This window comes from Enterococcus sp. DIV1206 (assembly GCF_051712485.1).
Lineage (GTDB): Bacteria > Bacillota > Bacilli > Lactobacillales > Enterococcaceae > Enterococcus > Enterococcus faecalis.
On the sequence record NZ_JBIOOZ010000001.1, the window covers coordinates 169,391 to 186,642 of the forward strand.

22 protein-coding genes and 1 riboswitch are annotated in these 17,252 nt (G+C 39.0%); of the genes, 16 read left to right on the plus strand and 6 right to left on the minus strand.

The features are described 5' to 3' along the window. The first annotated feature begins 6 nt into the window (after nt 1–6). From rpmJ to truA, 12 genes are all read left to right on the plus strand, one after another. On the plus strand, nt 7–123 hold the full coding sequence (gene rpmJ / locus IGK86_RS00815; protein WP_002288710.1) for a 50S ribosomal protein L36: 117 nt from the start codon (nt 7–9) through the stop codon (nt 121–123). Between the two features lie 19 nt (nt 124–142). Continuing rightward, a complete protein-coding gene (rpsM, locus tag IGK86_RS00820; protein WP_002356225.1) occupies nt 143–508 on the plus strand; it encodes a 30S ribosomal protein S13 in 366 nt (121 codons plus the stop codon). A 27-nt stretch (nt 509–535) separates the two neighbouring features. After that, entirely contained in the window at nt 536–925 is a 390-nt protein-coding gene (rpsK, locus tag IGK86_RS00825; RefSeq protein WP_002356226.1) for a 30S ribosomal protein S11, read from the plus strand. Nucleotides 926–1,005: 80 nt separating this feature from the next. Further along, the gene (locus IGK86_RS00830) at nt 1,006–1,944 is read left to right on the plus strand and encodes a DNA-directed RNA polymerase subunit alpha (protein WP_002356227.1); all 939 of its coding nucleotides are present in this window, start codon (nt 1,006–1,008) and stop codon (nt 1,942–1,944) included. A gap of 73 nt (nt 1,945–2,017) precedes the next feature. Beyond that, a complete protein-coding gene (gene rplQ, locus IGK86_RS00835) occupies nt 2,018–2,401 on the plus strand; it encodes a 50S ribosomal protein L17 (protein WP_002356228.1) in 384 nt (127 codons plus the stop codon). A 45-nt stretch (nt 2,402–2,446) separates the two neighbouring features. Further along, nucleotides 2,447–2,659, plus strand: a complete 213-nt coding sequence (locus IGK86_RS00840; protein ID WP_002411018.1) for a hypothetical protein — start codon at nt 2,447–2,449, stop codon at nt 2,657–2,659. 16 nt (nt 2,660–2,675) lie between these two features. Beyond that, complete coding sequence (locus IGK86_RS00845) at nt 2,676–3,875, plus strand: DUF819 family protein (protein ID WP_016616709.1); 1,200 nt, start codon at nt 2,676–2,678, stop codon at nt 3,873–3,875. A 15-nt stretch (nt 3,876–3,890) separates the two neighbouring features. Beyond that, nucleotides 3,891–5,066 (plus strand): M20 family metallopeptidase, encoded by a 1,176-nt coding sequence (locus IGK86_RS00850; protein ID WP_016616710.1) that lies wholly within the window; start codon nt 3,891–3,893, stop codon nt 5,064–5,066. A gap of 201 nt (nt 5,067–5,267) precedes the next feature. Beyond that, nucleotides 5,268–6,107 carry an energy-coupling factor ABC transporter ATP-binding protein gene (locus IGK86_RS00855; RefSeq protein WP_002359354.1) on the plus strand — a complete coding sequence of 280 codons (840 nt, stop codon included), beginning with the start codon at nt 5,268–5,270 and terminating at the stop codon, nt 6,105–6,107. Continuing rightward, nucleotides 6,083–6,952: an energy-coupling factor ABC transporter ATP-binding protein gene (locus IGK86_RS00860; protein WP_002381364.1), complete on the plus strand. Its 870-nt coding sequence runs from the start codon at nt 6,083–6,085 to the stop codon at nt 6,950–6,952. Before IGK86_RS00855 ends, IGK86_RS00860 begins: the two co-directional genes overlap by 25 nt. Then, nucleotides 6,949–7,746, plus strand: coding sequence for an energy-coupling factor transporter transmembrane component T family protein (locus IGK86_RS00865; RefSeq protein WP_002373841.1), 798 nt, complete (start codon nt 6,949–6,951; stop codon nt 7,744–7,746). The genes IGK86_RS00860 and IGK86_RS00865 overlap by 4 nt, the downstream gene beginning before the upstream one ends. An 18-nt stretch (nt 7,747–7,764) precedes the next feature. After that, nucleotides 7,765–8,514, plus strand: a complete 750-nt coding sequence (gene truA, locus IGK86_RS00870; RefSeq protein WP_002370657.1) for a tRNA pseudouridine(38-40) synthase TruA — start codon at nt 7,765–7,767, stop codon at nt 8,512–8,514. 50 nt (nt 8,515–8,564) lie between these two features. Here the strand turns inward: truA and IGK86_RS00875 are convergent, their stop codons facing one another. From IGK86_RS00875 to IGK86_RS00885, 3 genes are all read right to left on the minus strand, one after another. Further along, on the minus strand, nt 8,565–8,876 hold the full coding sequence (locus IGK86_RS00875; RefSeq protein ID WP_002381365.1) for a heavy metal-binding domain-containing protein: 312 nt from the start codon (nt 8,874–8,876) through the stop codon (nt 8,565–8,567). A 132-nt stretch (nt 8,877–9,008) separates the two neighbouring features. After that, the gene (gene brnQ / locus IGK86_RS00880; protein WP_002373848.1) at nt 9,009–10,364 is read right to left on the minus strand and encodes a branched-chain amino acid transport system II carrier protein; all 1,356 of its coding nucleotides are present in this window, start codon (nt 10,362–10,364) and stop codon (nt 9,009–9,011) included. Between the two features lie 90 nt (nt 10,365–10,454). Continuing rightward, nucleotides 10,455–10,946 carry a GNAT family N-acetyltransferase gene (locus IGK86_RS00885; RefSeq protein ID WP_010713617.1) on the minus strand — a complete coding sequence of 164 codons (492 nt, stop codon included), beginning with the start codon at nt 10,944–10,946 and terminating at the stop codon, nt 10,455–10,457. Between the two features lie 172 nt (nt 10,947–11,118). Between IGK86_RS00885 and IGK86_RS00890 the strand changes: the two genes are divergently transcribed. Continuing rightward, entirely contained in the window at nt 11,119–11,703 is a 585-nt protein-coding gene (locus IGK86_RS00890; protein ID WP_002383869.1) for a TIGR00730 family Rossman fold protein, read from the plus strand. Nucleotides 11,704–11,747: 44 nt separating this feature from the next. On the opposite strand, the gene IGK86_RS00895 is transcribed toward IGK86_RS00890, so the two are convergent. The 3 genes from IGK86_RS00895 to IGK86_RS00905 all read right to left on the minus strand — a co-directional run bounded on the left by IGK86_RS00895 (nt 11,748) and on the right by IGK86_RS00905 (nt 14,938). Further along, complete coding sequence (locus IGK86_RS00895) at nt 11,748–12,488, minus strand: amino acid ABC transporter ATP-binding protein (protein ID WP_002356242.1); 741 nt, start codon at nt 12,486–12,488, stop codon at nt 11,748–11,750. Nucleotides 12,489–12,499: 11 nt separating this feature from the next. Further along, complete coding sequence (locus IGK86_RS00900; protein WP_033627778.1) at nt 12,500–14,083, minus strand: ABC transporter substrate-binding protein/permease; 1,584 nt, start codon at nt 14,081–14,083, stop codon at nt 12,500–12,502. A gap of 194 nt (nt 14,084–14,277) precedes the next feature. Next, nucleotides 14,278–14,452, minus strand: a riboswitch (Lysine riboswitch). A 189-nt stretch (nt 14,453–14,641) separates the two neighbouring features. Further along, nucleotides 14,642–14,938, minus strand: a complete 297-nt coding sequence (locus IGK86_RS00905; protein ID WP_002356244.1) for a hypothetical protein — start codon at nt 14,936–14,938, stop codon at nt 14,642–14,644. Between the two features lie 172 nt (nt 14,939–15,110). On the opposite strand from IGK86_RS00905, the gene IGK86_RS00910 reads away from it, so the two are divergent. Genes IGK86_RS00910 through IGK86_RS00920 form a run of 3 tightly spaced genes read left to right on the plus strand, consistent with a single transcriptional unit; the run spans nt 15,111 to nt 17,197 of the window. Beyond that, nucleotides 15,111–15,824 (plus strand): NAD-dependent protein deacylase, encoded by a 714-nt coding sequence (locus tag IGK86_RS00910; protein ID WP_002408256.1) that lies wholly within the window; start codon nt 15,111–15,113, stop codon nt 15,822–15,824. Between the two features lie 4 nt (nt 15,825–15,828). Continuing rightward, the gene (locus IGK86_RS00915; protein WP_002363448.1) at nt 15,829–16,674 is read left to right on the plus strand and encodes a chorismate mutase; all 846 of its coding nucleotides are present in this window, start codon (nt 15,829–15,831) and stop codon (nt 16,672–16,674) included. Between the two features lie 10 nt (nt 16,675–16,684). Further along, a complete protein-coding gene (locus tag IGK86_RS00920; protein WP_002356248.1) occupies nt 16,685–17,197 on the plus strand; it encodes a transcription repressor NadR in 513 nt (170 codons plus the stop codon). Nucleotides 17,198–17,252 lie beyond the last annotated feature (55 nt).

Genomic DNA, 17,252 nt, shown 5'->3' on the forward strand with positions numbered 1-17,252 from the left:
ATTATCATGAAAGTAAGACCATCAGTAAAACCAATGTGTGAACATTGTAAAGTAATTCGCCGTAAAGGACGTGTTATGGTTATTTGCCCAGCAAATCCAAAACATAAACAACGTCAAGGATAATTAGGAGGTGTAACGAATAATGGCTCGTATTGCAGGAGTAGACATCCCTCGTGACAAACGTGTAGTAGTTTCTCTTACTTACATTTATGGTATTGGTAACACTACAGCTAAAAAAGTTTTAGCAAACGTTGGCGTATCTGAAGATGTTCGTGTACGTGATTTAACAAACGAACAAACAGATGCGATTCGTGCGGAAATTGATAAGTTAAAAGTTGAAGGGGATCTTCGTCGTGAAGTGAACTTAAACATCAAACGCTTGATGGAAATCGGTTCATACCGTGGAATCCGTCACCGTCGTGGATTACCAACTCGTGGACAAAACACGAAAAATAATGCACGTACTCGTAAAGGCCCTACTAAAACAGTAGCAGGCAAGAAAAAATAATTCCTAAGTGAAGGAGGTTAGAACTTCATGGCAGCAAAAAAAGTTAGTCGTAAACGCCGTGTCAAAAAGAATATAGAATCAGGTGTAGCACATATCCATTCTACATTCAACAATACAATCGTAATGATTACTGATACACATGGTAATGCATTAGCATGGTCATCAGCAGGATCATTAGGCTTTAAAGGAAGCAAAAAATCAACTCCTTTTGCCGCTCAAATGGCTGCAGAAGCCGCAACTAAAGTGGCAATGGAACATGGACTTAAAACTGTAGACGTAACAGTTAAAGGACCTGGTTCTGGACGTGAAGCAGCAATTCGTTCATTACAAGCAACAGGTTTAGAAGTGACTGCAATTCGTGACGTGACTCCAGTTCCTCATAATGGATGCCGCCCTCCAAAACGCCGTCGTGTTTAATGAGCGCCACTCATTCTGAGTTTGAATTAGGAACGTCATTGAACAAGACACTTTTCGTTTTGAAAGGGGTATAGATAAGAATGATTGAATTTGAAAAACCAAGAATCGAAAAAATTGATGAAAATAGAGATTATGGTAAGTTCGTCGTTGAACCATTAGAACGCGGTTACGGAACTACTTTAGGTAACTCTCTACGTCGTATTTTATTGTCTTCTTTACCAGGAGCTGCAATTACGAATATTCAAATCGATGGTGTTTTACACGAATTCTCAACCATTCCAGGTGTACGAGAAGACGTAACACAAATTATTTTGAATATTAAAGGCTTAGCATTGAAATTATATGCTGAAGAAGAGAAAACCCTTGAGATCGATATTACAGGACCCGCTACCGTGACTGCCGGCGATATTATCGTGGACAGTGATGTTGAGATCCTAAATAAAGATTTAGTTATCTGTAGTGTTGCTGAAGGAGCTACTTTCCATGCTCGCTTAACAGTGAAACCTGGTCGTGGCTATGTTCAAGCAGACGAAAACAAAAAAGAAGATATGCCAATCGGTGTACTTCCAGTTGATTCCATCTACACACCCGTTCGTCGTGTTAACTACCAAGTAGAAAATACACGTGTTGGTCGTCGTGATGATTTCGACAAATTAACAATGGAAATATGGACAGATGGTTCAATCATTCCTCAAGAAGCACTAAGTTTAGCTGCGAAAATCATGACTGAGCATTTAGATATCTTTGTAAACCTTACTGACGAAGCGAAAAACGCTGAAATCATGGTGGAAAAAGAAGAAACTCAAAAAGAGAAAATGCTAGAAATGACGATTGAAGAACTTGATTTATCAGTTCGTTCATATAACTGTTTAAAACGTGCAGGCATTAATACTGTACAAGAACTTACAAACAAATCTGAACCAGAAATGATCAAAGTACGTAATTTAGGTCGTAAATCTCTTGAAGAAGTAAAACTTAAATTGCATGATCTAGGATTAGGATTACGTAAGGACGATTAAGACTTTTACGAAGTTTCCAGTCCTGCTTAACAGCAGTGGCTCGTGAGAACAGAAACGAAGGAGGGAACCCAACGTGAGTTACCGTAAATTAGGACGCACATCAAGCCAACGTAAAGCTATGCTACGTGATATTACAACTGATTTAATCATCAACGAACGCATCGTAACTACTGAAGCTCGTGCGAAAGAAGTACGTTCAACTGTAGAAAAAATGATTACTTTAGGTAAACGTGGAGATCTTCATGCACGTCGTCAAGCAGCTACTTTCGTTCGTAATGAAGTTGCTAGTGTTCGTGAAGAAGATGAGTCTATCGTTGTTGAATCAGCTTTACAAAAGCTATTTAACGATTTAGGACCTCGTTTCGCGGAACGCCAAGGTGGTTACACTCGTATCTTGAAGACAGAACCAAGACGCGGCGATGCAGCACCAATGGTAGTTATCGAATTTGTTAAATAATTAATAAACCGATCACTTTATAGATGTTTCTTTTAGAGTGTTATGATGTTGGAGGCGACTCCGAGTCTAGCTCTGCTTTCCCTGCTAAAGATGGCTTTAGCAGGGGAGCACTCATCATATAAAGGTGATTTTTTTTTGCTTTGGGAAAACGCTGTTTTCTCAAAGCTTTTTTGTTTCTTAAAAGCATTGCAGAAGCTTTTCCGGTTTGTTATACTGGTTATTAATTGGAATTTTCAGATAATTAAACATCTGAGTTAGTAGAAGGGGGAATTATATGTCGCAAATGTTTGCTTTTTCGTTGCTGATGGTTATTTTATACATTGGTGATGTAGTTTCTATCAAAACAAAAGCTTGGATTCCATCCGTTTTTGTTTGTGGTGTTTTATTTATTCTTGGTTATTGGACTATTTTTCCACAAAATATTGTGGAAGTGGCAGGGATTCCTACAGTGGTTGCCACTTTATTAATGTATCTGTTGATTACTAATATGGGTACTCTGCTCTCTGTTAAAGAATTGGTTAATCAATGGAAAACGATTGTGATTGCTTTGTCAGGTATTCTGGGCATTATTGCCTTGTTGTTAGCTGTAGGGACTTTTGTTTTTGACTTAAAAACAGTTTTAGTTGCAATCCCGCCGTTAGTAGGAGGTTTAGTTTCTTCATTAGTAATGTCAGAAGCGGCTCAATCAGCTGGTTTAGCCTCACTTTCGGTTTTGGCAATTTTAATTTATGTCATTCAAGGGTTTGCTGGTTATCCCTTAACTTCAATTGTTCTAAAAAAAGAAGGAAAGCGGAAGCTTCAAGAATATCGAGCAGGGACATGGCAGCCGGTTCATGAACAAGAGGGGCAAGAAGCAGGAGCAGAACCAGATGTGCCTAAACTATTTGAAAAAGTACCCAAACGATATCATACAGATTATTCACGAATTTTACGTTTAGCCTTAGTTGCCACACTCGCTTATTATGTTTCTGTGTGGACGGCACCGTTTGTGACGATTAGTCCTTTTGTGCTGTGTTTATGTTTTGGCGTGATTGCAACGTCTTTAGGCTTTTTAGAAAAGCAACCATTGCAGAAAGCAAATAGCTTTGGTTTTGCGATTTTAGGGTTAATGCTTTTTGTCTTTGATGGCTTAAAACAAGCCACACCTGAAATGTTGATGGATTTATTTTTACCAATGATTGGGATTATTGTGATTGGTGTTATCGGGATGTACATCTTTTCAGCAATTGTTGGTCGTGTATTAGGTGTGAGTAAAGAGATGGCATTCGCTGTTTCGTTGACAGCTTTATATGGCTTTCCAGCCGATTATATTATTACTAATGAAGTGATTCAATCATTGACAGAAGATGAACAAGAACAGGCGGCTTTAACGAGCCATTTAATGCCACCGATGTTAGTGGCAGGTTTCGTAACAGTCACTATTGTTTCGGTTATTTTAGCGGGTATTTTTTCAAGTATTTTATTAAGTTTGTAGAAACGGGGCGTAAGTATGAAAAAAATCAAAGCACTAGTCAAGCAGCATGCACAAGAAATGATTGCTTTTCGACGGGATTTACACCAACATCCAGAATTACAATTTGAAGAATTTCGAACGACAGAAAAAGTCGCGGCAGTTCTTGATCAATTAGGAATTACTTATCGCAAAACAGAACCGACGGGTTTAATTGCTGAAATTGTGGGCGGCAAACCAGGCCGAGTGGTTGCGCTGCGGGCGGATATGGATGCCTTACCTGTACAGGAATTAAATGAAGATTTAGCTTATAAATCTTTAGAAGCTGGCAAGATGCATGCATGTGGGCATGATTCCCATACCGCGATGTTAGTAACAGCGGCTAAAGTATTAAAAGAAATCCAAGAAGAACTTCAGGGAACAGTAAGGTTAATTTTTCAACCATCTGAAGAAAATGCGCAAGGTGCTAAAGCAATGGTTGCGCAAGGCGCAATGACCGGTGTTGATGATGTATTTGGCTTACATATCTGGTCACAAATGCCTGTAGGAACCGCTTCGTGTCGAGTGGGCTCAAGTTTCGCATCCGCAGATATTTTTTCTGTTGATTTTAAAGGCCGTGGTGGCCATGGTGCCATGCCAAACGCTTGTATTGATGCGGCAGTCATAGCTTCTTCTTTCGTGATGAATCTGCAAACGATTGTTTCTCGGGAGACAGATCCTTTAGATCCAGTAGTTGTCACGATTGGACGGATGGATGTGGGGACCCGTTTTAATGTGATTGCTGAGAATGCACGTTTAGAAGGAACGGTTCGTTGCTTTAGTGTAGCAACGCGTAATCGAGTAGAACAGGCGCTGCAACGCTATGCGGAACAAACAGCCGCTATTTACGGTGGGACGGCTTCGTTAGATTATCAATATGGAACGTTGCCGGTGATTAATGATGAGCAGGATGCCTTGTTTGCTCAAACACTAATTAAGGAAAATTTTGGTGAAGCGGCCTTAAGACAAGAAGAGCCGACAACCGGTGGTGAAGACTTCAGTTATTATACTGAACATGCTTCTGGTTGTTTTGCCTTAGTGGGAAGTGGTAATCCAGAGAAAGATACGGAATGGGCACATCACCATGGTCGTTTTAATATTGATGAAGATGCGATGGCAATGGGTGCTGAGTTATATGTCCAATATGCGTTTGAATATTTGAAAACACATTTTTAAAAGAAAATCAGTAACTTCTTGTTTTATGAGAACAAGAAGTTATTTTTATGAAAAATAGACCTGTCAAGACAGATAAGAGCTCCCATAATGACCGTTCTTTTGGTATAATAAAAAATAGTGTGAAGAATCAGAACAGATGATTGAAAAAACGCTACTTTTTTGGTAGTGTTAGAAAGAATAAATAGATTGAGGGAGTACGCGATGCAACCAATCATTGAACTAAATAATATCCAATTTAATTATCAACCAGAAGATGCTTCTCCCGCTTTAAAAGATGTGTCTTTTTCCATTCAACAAGGCGAATGGGTCGCTATTATTGGCCATAATGGTTCTGGTAAATCAACGTTAGCCAAAACGATCAATGGTCTGTTACTGCCAGCTGCTGGGACTATCAAAGTTGGCGGCAAAGAATTAAATGAAGCAAACGTCTGGGATATCCGGCGTATGGTAGGAATGGTCTTTCAGAATCCAGATAACCAATTTGTCGGTTCAACAGTCGAAGACGATGTGGCTTTTGGTTTAGAAAATCAAGGTATTCCGCGTGATGAAATGGTCGAACGTGTCCACGATGCCTTAGAACGGGTTCGTATGTTAGATTTTGCCAAGCGAGAACCTGCTCGGCTATCTGGCGGCCAAAAACAACGAGTAGCTATCGCTGGTGTGGTTGCTTTGCGACCAGATATTATTATTTTAGACGAAGCGACAAGTATGTTAGATCCAGAAGGTCGTGCAGAAGTAATTGCTACCATTCAAAAGATTAAAGAAGAAAGCAATTTAACAGTTATTTCTATTACCCACGATATTGATGAAGCGGCTAATGCGAATCGTATTTTAGTGATGCGCCAAGGACAATTGACAAACGAAGGAACACCAGAAAAGATTTTTTCTGCAGGAGAAGCGCTTGTTGAAATGGGCTTGGATTTACCGTTTCCTGAAAAATTAAAAGTAGCTTTGAAAGAGCGTGGCGTTGTTGTGCCAACGAATTATTTAACAGAAGAAGGGATGGTGGATTGGTTATGGACATCCGTTTTAAACAAGTAGATTTTACTTACCAACCCAATACTCCTTTTGAGCAACGGGCATTATTCGATATTAATTTAACGATTCAAGACGGCTCTTATACGGCGATTGTCGGACATACTGGCAGTGGCAAATCAACGCTATTGCAACATTTAAATGCTTTGGTGAAACCAACTAAAGGCCAAGTGACAATTGGAGAGCGTGTAATTACGCCAGAAACTGATAATAAGAATTTAAAACCAATTCGTAAAAAAGTTGGGATCGTTTTTCAATTTCCAGAAGCACAATTGTTTGAAGAAACAGTGGAGCGAGACATCGCTTTCGGACCGAAAAACTTTGGTGTTTCAGACGAAGAAGCGAAAAAATTAGCTAAGAAAATGCTTGATTTAGTCGGCTTAGATGAAAAATACTTACAACATTCTCCGTTTGAGTTATCAGGTGGTCAAATGCGCCGTGTCGCCATTGCTGGTGTGCTAGCGATGGAACCAGAAGTCTTAGTATTAGATGAACCGACTGCTGGTTTGGATCCTAAGGGTCGTAAAGAAATGATGGAGATGTTTAGCCGTCTGCATAAGGAACATAATATGACCATCGTTTTAGTGACACATTTGATGGATGACGTGGCTAATTACGCAGATCATGTGATTGTTTTAGAAAAAGGACAAATCGTCCGAGCGGGAGCACCACAAGAAGTGTTTCAAGAGACACAATGGCTGAAAGAAAAACAATTAGGCGTGCCAACTGCAGCCGAATTTGCTGAAAAATTAGTGGCAAAAGGCTTTTCTTTTGAGCAATTACCATTAACGGCCGATCAATTAGCCGATCAGCTTCTGAAAAAAATGCAGGAAGCAGGTGAGGCAAAATGATGAATAAATTGATTTTTGGGCGTTATATTCCAGGCGATTCTTTTATCCATCGTTTAGATCCGCGTGCAAAATTATTAGCTAGTTTTTATTTTATTGGAATTATCTTTTTAGCAAATAATTGGCAGAGTTATGTTTTAATAGCAGCCTTTACTGCTTTTGCTATTTCATTATCAAAAATCAGCGCCCGCTTCTTTATCCGCGGTGTTCGGCCATTATTATGGCTAATTCTGTTTACTGTGGCTCTTCAAACCTTGTTTACACAAGGGGGCGAAGTGTACTTTCAGTGGGGAATTATTTCCATTACCCAGTTTGGTGTGACGAATGGGCTATTTATTTTCTGTCGTTTTGTTTTAATTATTTTCATGTCAACGTTATTAACTTTAACGACGGCACCATTAGAGTTATCAGATGCGATTGAATATTTGTTACGCCCACTTCGTGTGGTGAAATTTCCAGTTCATGAAGTTTCATTGATGTTATCAATTGCCTTACGTTTTGTCCCAACATTAATGGATGAAACGGAAAAGATTATGAATGCCCAACGTGCCCGTGGTGTTGATTTTGGCGAAGGAAACTTACTTCAAAAAATGAAAGCTATTGTTCCACTTTTGATTCCGCTTTTCGTAAGTAGTTTTAATCGTGCGGAAGACTTAGCGACTGCCATGGAAGCAAGAGGTTATCAAGGTGGCGAAGGACGGACAAAATACCGCATTCTTCATTGGCACCTACGAGATACAATAGTAATGTTTGGCTTTGTCTTGTTAACCATTGGCTTATTTGTATTAAGAACTTAGAAAAGGTGAAGAAAAATTATGCCCCGCTATAAAGCAATCATTGCCTATGATGGCACTCATTTTCATGGCTTTCAAAAGCAGCCTAATGAGCGTACCGTTCAAGAAGAAATAGAAAAAACGTTAGCACGCATGAATAACGGACGCTCCGTGACGGTTTTTGGTTCAGGACGAACAGATGCAGGTGTTCATGCAATGGGCCAAGTGATTCACTTTGATTATCCGCAGGAACGTCCGTTGGAAAAAATGCGCTTTGCGTTAGACACACAAACACCAGAAGACATTGCTGTGCGAAGCGTGGAACGTGTTTCAGAAGACTTTCATGCACGTTATCACGTGATCGAAAAAACCTATCAATTTAAAGTGGATATTGGCAAACCGCGAAGTCCATTTCGACGTTTTTATGCCAGTTATTTTCCGTATCCCATTGATCTCGAAAAAATCCAACAAGCTTTGCCTGATTTATTAGGTACCCATGATTTTACCTCTTTCTGTGCCTCAGGAAGTTCGGTAGAAGATAAAGTCCGAACCATTCATGAAGCCAGTGTTCATGTTAATGAAACGGGGGATGAATTAACATTCACTTTTCGGGGCGATGGTTTCTTGTACAAAATGATTCGGATTTTAGTTGGTACGCTATTGAAAATCGGCAATGGGCGGCTGGAACCAACCGCGATTCCAGCAATTATCGCAGCCAAAGATCGAAATTTAGCGGGTCCGACTGCTCATCCAGAAGGATTGTATTTAGCAGAAGTGAAATATGAAAACTAAAAAGACGTAGACCTTACAAGAAAAGGTCTGCGTCTTTTTAGTTGCAAAATTTAGATGTATTTAACAGCTGTTCCGTAAGCCACGACAGATTGCATGTCTGTGCCAATTGTGCCAGAATCAAAACGCATCATCACAACGGCATCTGCACCTAATTTAGAGGCTTCTGCTTTTAAACGTTCGATTGCTTGGTCGCGTGCTTCTCGTTGCATATCAGTGTAACCTTTGATTTCACCGCCAACTACGCTTTTTAGTCCAGCACCTAAATCTTTAAACATATTTTTAGAACGTGTGGTTAACCCGAAAACTTCTCCAATAATTTCATATTCTTGACCGCTAATTCTCTCGGTTGTTGTAACTAACATGGGCAATTTCCTCCAGTACTTGTTGGTAACTTCAATTTACCATAGTCAAGAGTTTGGTACAACGAATATACATAAAAACGACACTAGAAAAGATGCGCTTCCGCATTTTTTCTAGTGTCGTTTTGGTAAGAATTAATCAAGAATAGGATCTTTTTTAGAAATCATGACCCAAACCCAACTAATTAGAAAAGCAACCGTTGCTGGAACGACCCAGCCCATGCCAATAGTGAACAATGGTAAGTATTGGCCGGCTTTTTCTAAAAGCGTTGTTACAAACGCCGTATCTTTGATAAAGGCAGGCGCGCTATTTAATGCATCTAAAACAGCAGCAATCAATGTGATATAGGTCGTTGCTTGATAGACTTCCCGTCGATGTTTGAAAATAGGACTGATGATTACCAAAAGCATTAAAGTAATCGCCAATGGATAAAGGAACATCAAGACTGGAACGGCAAATTGAATGATGTTGGTTAAGCCGACATTTGCAAAAATAGCTGGTAAAATAACAACAATTGCCAAGAATTTTTGATAGGAAACTTTCGGAAACATTTCTTCAAAAGTCTCAGAAAAGGCTGTGCTTAAGCCGATACCGGTTTTTAAACAAGCAAGAACTACGATAAAAGCCAGTAAAATACTCCCTGGTAGGCCTAAATAGTAATTGGCAATTTGGGCTAAGGCAATCCCGCCGTTTTCACTGATTGGAAAAGCCCCGATACTCATTGTTCCCATATAAGCAAGTAAGGTATAGATAACCCCCATCAATACAACACTGAAAGCACCTGATTTAATCATTCCTTTAGCGATATCTCCTGGTTTTTCGACGCCCATATTTCGTAAAGTGGAAACGACAACAATCCCAAAAGCTAATGAAGCTAAAGCATCCAGCGTATTATAACCTTCTGTAAATCCTTTAAAGAAAGGACTTGAAATATAATTTTCACCAACAGCGGCACTGGCCACATGACCTAATGGTTTTACAAAGGCTAAAACAATCAAAATTCCTAGCAATGCTAAAAATAACGGATTTAAAAATTTACCCACATAATCTAAGATTTTACTTGGCTTTCTAGAGAAGAGCCAAACAGCTAAGAAAAATAATGCGGAAAAACCAGCAAGAACCAGCCATTGCAAGTCTTTAGGAACAAATGGTGCAAGACCAATCTCAAAAGAAGTAGTTGCTAACCTTGGTAAAGCAAAGAAAGGACCAATCGTTAAATATAATAGTAAGGTAAAAATAAGAGCATAACGACGATTAATCCGAGAAGCTAAGTCAAAAACACCTGAACTTTTAGAAACACCCATAGCAATGACACCAAGAAAAGGTAAGCCAATTCCAGTGGCTAAGAAGCCCAAGTTTGCTAAAAAGACGGAAGCCCCCGCTTCTTGTCCCATATGTACAGGGAAAATTAAATTTCCAGCACCGAAAAACAAACCGAATAACATTGAACCAACGTATAGATAATCACGCCAAACTAACTTTTTTTGCATAGATTCACACTCCTTAATATTGTCTTATTATTTAAAATAACAGAAGAAGAAACAGAGAGCAACCAGTTTTTATAGAAAACATTGGTTTTCTTATTTTTCTATGAAATAAGCATACTGATAATCATCACAATAGTGTCCATTTATATAAAATTCTTCTTTAAAATGTGCTTCCTGCACAAAACCATGTTTTTCATAGAATCGAATGGCTTCTTGATTGGTAGCCATTACTCGCAAACTCAGCTTATGAATCCCGCTTATCTGGGCCATATCTTTGACATACGACAACAAAGTACCACCAATCCCTTGGCCTTGGAAATCTGGCGAAACGCCAATACTTAGTAGCCATTGCTTTTGATGAGCTGCTAACGAAGTGGGCGGATGGACTTCAATAAATCCAGCGAGTTGTTGTTCGCTGATGGCAACAAAAATCGTTTCATCTTTCATTTTTTCTTGATATGCCGCAAGCGAGAGTGGTTGTATCTCGGCAGGGGTATTCTTTTTTGTCCAAATGATTTGGTCCAAGGCATGTAATGCGGGCCAATCTACTTCGGCAACTAAGCGAATAGTGAGTGAGGTAGACAAGATAATAGGGCTCCTTTTTCTGAAATTTTAAAATATAAAAAGACTATAGCATTTATTGTCTGAAAATTCAAATACTTTTAAAACGAAAAAAAAGTGGCTGCACCTTTTCGAGAAAATCAAAATATGCTACCATAGCTACCAGAGGATAGATGGTAAAAAAGAATCTATCTAAATGGAGGGTATGTTTGTGAAAAAAATGGCAGTATATTGTGGCGCCAGTCTGGGAAATGAGCCAATCTATCAGCAAGCTGCAGTAGCATTAGCCGCTTGGATGAAAGAAAATCACTATGATCTAGTTTATGGCGGTGGCAATGTTGGTCTAATGGGTACGGTGGCTGACACGCTTTTAGCAGAAGGTGGAGAGGTAATTGGTGTCATGCCCACTTTTTTAATGGAGCGGGAGATTGCACATAATGGCATTACAAAGATGCATACAGTCAGTGATATGCATGCGCGTAAGAAAAAAATGATTGAATTGGCAGATGTGTATTTAGCTTTACCCGGTGGTCCCGGCACACTCGAAGAAATTAGCGAGGTGATCTCTTGGGGCCGAGTCGGTGAACATATGAATCCGTGTATTTTATACAATGTGAATGGTTACTATGACTTATTAGCTGCCTTTTTTGATAAAATGGTAGAAACTAGTTTCTTAACAGAAGCGGATCGAGCTAAAATTTTCATTTCAGATTCCTTAGAAGAAATTGGTGCATTTATTGATTCCTATGAACCGCCAATGATTCGTCAATACAAAAAATAACAAAAGAGGCAGTCACTCTAACCAGAATGACTGCCTCTTTTTTACTAGTTTTTCGTTAAAATCCGATGTAAGAACTCTTTTGTCCGAGCTTCTTTTGGATGGACAAAAATATCTTCAGCGGTCCCTTCTTCGGCAATGACACCTTTATCCATGAAAATAACACGATCGGATACGTCCCGCGCAAATTCCATTTCATGTGTTACAATCACCATTGTTAGCCCTGTATGGGCAAGATTTTTCATCGTTTTTAGCACTTCGCCAACCATTTCAGGATCCAATGCAGAAGTTGGTTCATCGAAAAGTAAAACATCTGGATCCATTGATAATGCTCGAGCAATGGCTACCCGTTGCTTTTGTCCACCAGATAATTGAGCAGGTTTGGCATCAATAAAACGAGCCATGCCAACTTTTTCTAAATTTTCTAAGGCAATTTTTTTGGCTTCTTCTTTGTTTCTTTTTAGGACAGTCATCTGACCAGAAGTACAGTTTTCTAAGACATTCATGTTATTAAATAAATTGAATGATTGGAAAACCATGCCTAAATGGGTCCGATATTTGGGCAAACTATAACCACGTTCTAAAACATTTTTACCATTATAGATGATTTTGCCATCTGTTGGTTTTTCTAACAAATTAATACAACGTAGTAACGTTGATTTACCAGAACCAGAAGAACCGATAATGGTGACAACTTCTCCTTTGTTGACGTTCATATTGATATCTTTTAATACTTCGTTTTCGCCAAAGCTTTTTCGTAAATGTTCAATTTCAATAATTGCACTCATCTGTTTGCCTCCTAGCTTTCTTTTCCTTCTTCAGTTAATTCTTCTACTTTAACGTAAGCAGAAGGGCCATCCATTTTACGTTCCACAACACGTAAGATTCGTGTGATCACAAAAGTCATTACCAAGTACATGATGCCGACAATTGTAAAGGTTTGGAAGAACTGGAAGTTTGCGCCAGAAGCAGCATTCCCTTGGAAGAATAAATCTGCAACACCGATAACACTTAACACGGCCGTATCTTTGATATTAATGACAAATTCATTCCCTGTTGCAGGTAAAATATTACGTAATACTTGGGGAATAACGACTTTACGCATTGTTTGTCCATGGGTCATCCCGATCGCTTGTGCTGCCTCGAATTGTCCTTTATCTACTGCGAAAATACCTCCGCGAACAATTTCAGACATATAGGCACCAGTATTCACAGAAACGATAAATAATGCGGCCACTGTTCGGTCTAAAGAGATGCCAAAAGCTAGAGCTAAACCATAGAAAATAACCATTGCTTGAACCATCATTGGTGTACCACGGAAAACTTCAATATAAATAGAAAGAATTAAATTTCCTAATTTTTGGAAGAAACGAGCGACTGGGTTTTCAGAATCTGGAATTGTACGGAAGACACCAATTAGTAAACCAAGGGTTGTTCCGACAACTGTCCCAATTAACGCGATAAATAGCGTTAAACCAGCACCACGTAAAAACATGTCGCCATATTGATTCCAAATATTTTTGAAATCGTTAATAAGTCCTGTTTTTTGTTCATCACTATCTGTTGCTGCAGGTTGATCCTTGATTGCTTGGTCCATAATTTTTGTCCGTTCATCTTGAGAAATACCTGCTAAAATTTTGTTTACTTTTTCAATGTCAGGATCGCCTTTACGCATGCCGACTGCTACTTGTGAGTCTTCAGCGCTAGCATCAAAGCCATTTTCTTTTGGAAATTCTAACATTTTTAATTCTTTATTGACACTAGTTGCTGTTATGCCTTCAGGGCGTTCACTAACATACCCATCAATCATGCCAGAAGCAAGTGCTGTTCGCATAGCCGAAAAGTTATCCATTGCTTGCTGTTTATTGACATTTGGAATTTGATCAATTAATCCGTAGTGGAATGTATTTAGTTGAGCTGTAATTTTAGCATCAGCTAAATCTTTCAAGCTTTTTGCATTAGCGTATTTGCCATCTTTTTTTACAATTACGACAAATTGTGATTCATAATAAGGGTTTGTAAAAGCAATTTCTTTTTTTCGTTCAGCGGTTGGGCTCATTCCGGCGATAATGGCATCAATTTTTCCAGATTGTAAGGCGGGTGCCAAGCCATCCCATTTGGTTTGGACGATTACTAATTTACGACCTAAACCATCGGCAATTTTTTTAGAAATTTGAACATCATAGCCGCCTGCATAAGAGTTGCCTTGAATAGACACTGCGCCATGTGCGTCATTTTTCTGTGACCAGTTAAAAGGGGCGTAGCCAGCTTCCATGCCGACACGAAATTCACCATTTTCCTCCGCCGAAGCGTTGGTTGTCATGCCAAGTAACGAAAATAGCGTGACAAGTAGTAGACTGAATGAAAAAACTTTTTTGTTCATCTTTTTCTCTCCTTTAAATTTCTTGTCTGATTGATCGTTTTGTCTTTTTTCAATCAACAAGCTTTGATAATCAGCTGAGCAAAAGCGATTCTGTCTTTTTAAAGGAGAATACTTCTGTCACAACCTATTTTTGAATACAAAAAAACAACCAAACAGATGTAAGGTTGCTAGGTAATGTCGAAAAAAATTCCTCAACGAAACATAGCACAACTTAGCATCACTACTAAGACAGTCCGCAAGCTCTTAACTTACGTCCCAACACACAACAGAAGAGGCTCCGTTATGCATTTCGGCGATTGATCCTAAACTTGCTTCCCAGTGTCCTCTCACTCCACAAGCGTAATAAAAACCGCGACCTCTACCTCTTTTTTGAGGCACTATTCAGTTATTAAATTCAGTTATTAATTTTAGGATAAATCCAGAAGAAAGTCAATATGTTCCAGCAAAGGAATTTATCAAGAGGACACAAACACCATGAAATTAGCGTAACATTTTCCCTACGAAATAGAAACTAATACGAAAAAAGCAACCATTCCTAAAGGAACAGTTGCTTTTTACTTAAGCTTTGACAGCTTTTGGTTCACGACCTAAAATAGCTTGAAGAACAGTCAATACACCTAAAGAAGCTAAAATTGTATAAATTAGACTTGAGTAAGTTAAGATACCGAAATCCCAAGTTTTGTAAACTAATAAAACAATTGCTAAGGCGATAATAGCGATAACGTTGAAGAACGCAAAAGCCCAAAGATTTCCGTTTTCTTTACGAGAAAGATAAAAAACAGAGAACCAAATGCTTAAAACGCCCCAAGCGATGCAGGCAATAATTGCAGCCCAATAAATAATAAATGCGACCATTGTTGTTTCACCTCACTTTTACTCATGCATATTTTACCACGAGTTGAGAAATTTGTCACAAACTCTTTCAAGATAAATCAATATATAGGTAAGAAGTTTTCAAAAAGTGGAAAAACTTTTGGTGCTAATGTTAAAATACGTTATAATATAGAAGATTAGGAGCTGAATCGATATGCAAGATATCACGCAAGCCGAGGCAATTCATTGGTTGGCAACCCAACAAAAAATCACATTTTTAACAGGTGCGGGTATCTCGACAGCCTCAGGTGTGCCAGATTATCGTTCCTTAAAAGGTGTCTATCAAGGAATCCAGCAACCGGAATACTTATTGAGCCGGACTTGCTTAAAAACAGAGCCAGAAAAGTTTTATCAATTCGTTAAAACGCTCTATCATCCAGACGCACAACCTAATATCATTCACCAGAAAATGGCACAATTAGAGCAAATGAAACGGGGAAAAATTGTTTCACAAAATATTGATGGGCTTCATCGAAAAGCAGGTAGCCAAGAAGTGGTGGACTTTCACGGTAATTTATATGAATGTTATTGCCAAACTTGTGGTACAACGGTTCCTTGGCAAGACTATTTACTTAGTGATCGGCACGCAGACTGTCATGGACAAATCCGTCCAGCTATTACTTTGTATGAAGAAGGATTATCCGAAGAGGCAATCGAAAAAGCCATTCAGGCCGTTGCTTCTGCCGACTTAATCGTGATTGTCGGCACGAGTTTTCAAGTGCATCCATTTTGCGATTTGATTCATTATAAACAACCAACGGCAGCTATTTTAGCCATTAATCAAACGCCGCTATTTTTACAACAACCTTATTATTTTTTAGAAGCGAAAGCCGAAACGATATTTGCAGAATTAACGATAAAGGAGTAACGGAATGGAAGAATTTAAATCAGAAAAAGAAAAAATGATCGCAGGTGCACTATATTTTGCCTCAGATCCTGAATTAGTGGCTGATCGCAAAAAAGCCCGTGAACAAATGGCGTTAATTAACCAACAACCAGACACTTATATTCGTCGTCAATTAATAGAAGAAACATTTGGAAAAGTGGGTGTCGGGACGTACATCGAACCGATGATTCAATTTGATTATGGCTACAACATTTCTGTGGGAAAAAATTTCTATGCCAATTTTAATAACGTTTTTTTAGATGTTTGTCCAATTGAAATTGGCGATAACTGTATGTTTGGCCCCAATGTGCAACTTTATACAGCCGAGCATCCATTACAAGCGGCTAAGCGTAATAGCGGAATGGAATCAGGGAAACGAATTATCATTGGCAACAATGTTTGGATTGGCGGTGGAGCGATTGTCCTTCCTGGCGTAACATTAGGCGATAATGTAGTGGTGGCAGCAGGTGCTGTTGTGACTAAATCGTTCCCAGAAAACTGTGTGATCGCAGGTAATCCAGCACGGATAATTAAAGAATTGACTGAAGATGACGCTCCAACAACTTCTTTAGAACAACAACGAGCAAAGATTAACCAAATCGATAAGGAACTGGTCCGTTTATTAGAACAGCGGATGGACGTCGTCGCAGAGATTGCTGCAGTGAAAAAGAAAGCAGGTCATGCGGTTTTTGATTCTGAAAGAGAACAACAAGTATTAGAAACTATTCTGAATCATGTTGAAAATGCCGAGTATGAAGAAACATTATCTGAGACTTTCCAGGGAATTATGGACGCCTCTAAACGTTTCCAAGAAAAACATTTAGGAGAGTGAGGCGAAGGTCGTGGATGGAGAAATCAGAAGAAGAGAGATTGTTAAAAGATTAAGAGAGACCGAAAAGCCAATTAGTGCCACTCGTTTTGCAAAAGCTTTTGATGTCAGCAGACAAATTATTGTAGGAGATGTCGCTCTATTACGGGCGACAGGGGTCGAAATTGTCGCAACAGCTCGAGGGTATATGTTGGAACAACCTTTAGAAGGAATTGAACGGAAAATTGCTTGTCAACATACACCTGAACAAACGAGAGAAGAATTGTCAGTCATTGTTGCCAAAGGTGGAGAAGTGGTAGATGTGAGTATTGCACATCCGCTTTATGGGGAATTAATTGGCAGTTTGCGCATTCAATCAGAGAAAGATATTGATAAATTTATGGACAAGTATCAAAAAGAGCATGCTACATTACTATCAGTTTTAACAGGAGGCGTCCATCTGCATACTATTCGCTGTGCAGACGAAGAAACTTTCCAAGAAATCAAAGAGGCACTTCGAAAAAAAAGTATTTTGTTTGAAGGATAACGAGAAAAAGAGAGGACATTGATGTTTGTTCAAGCCCTTTCTTTTTTTTCTTAGA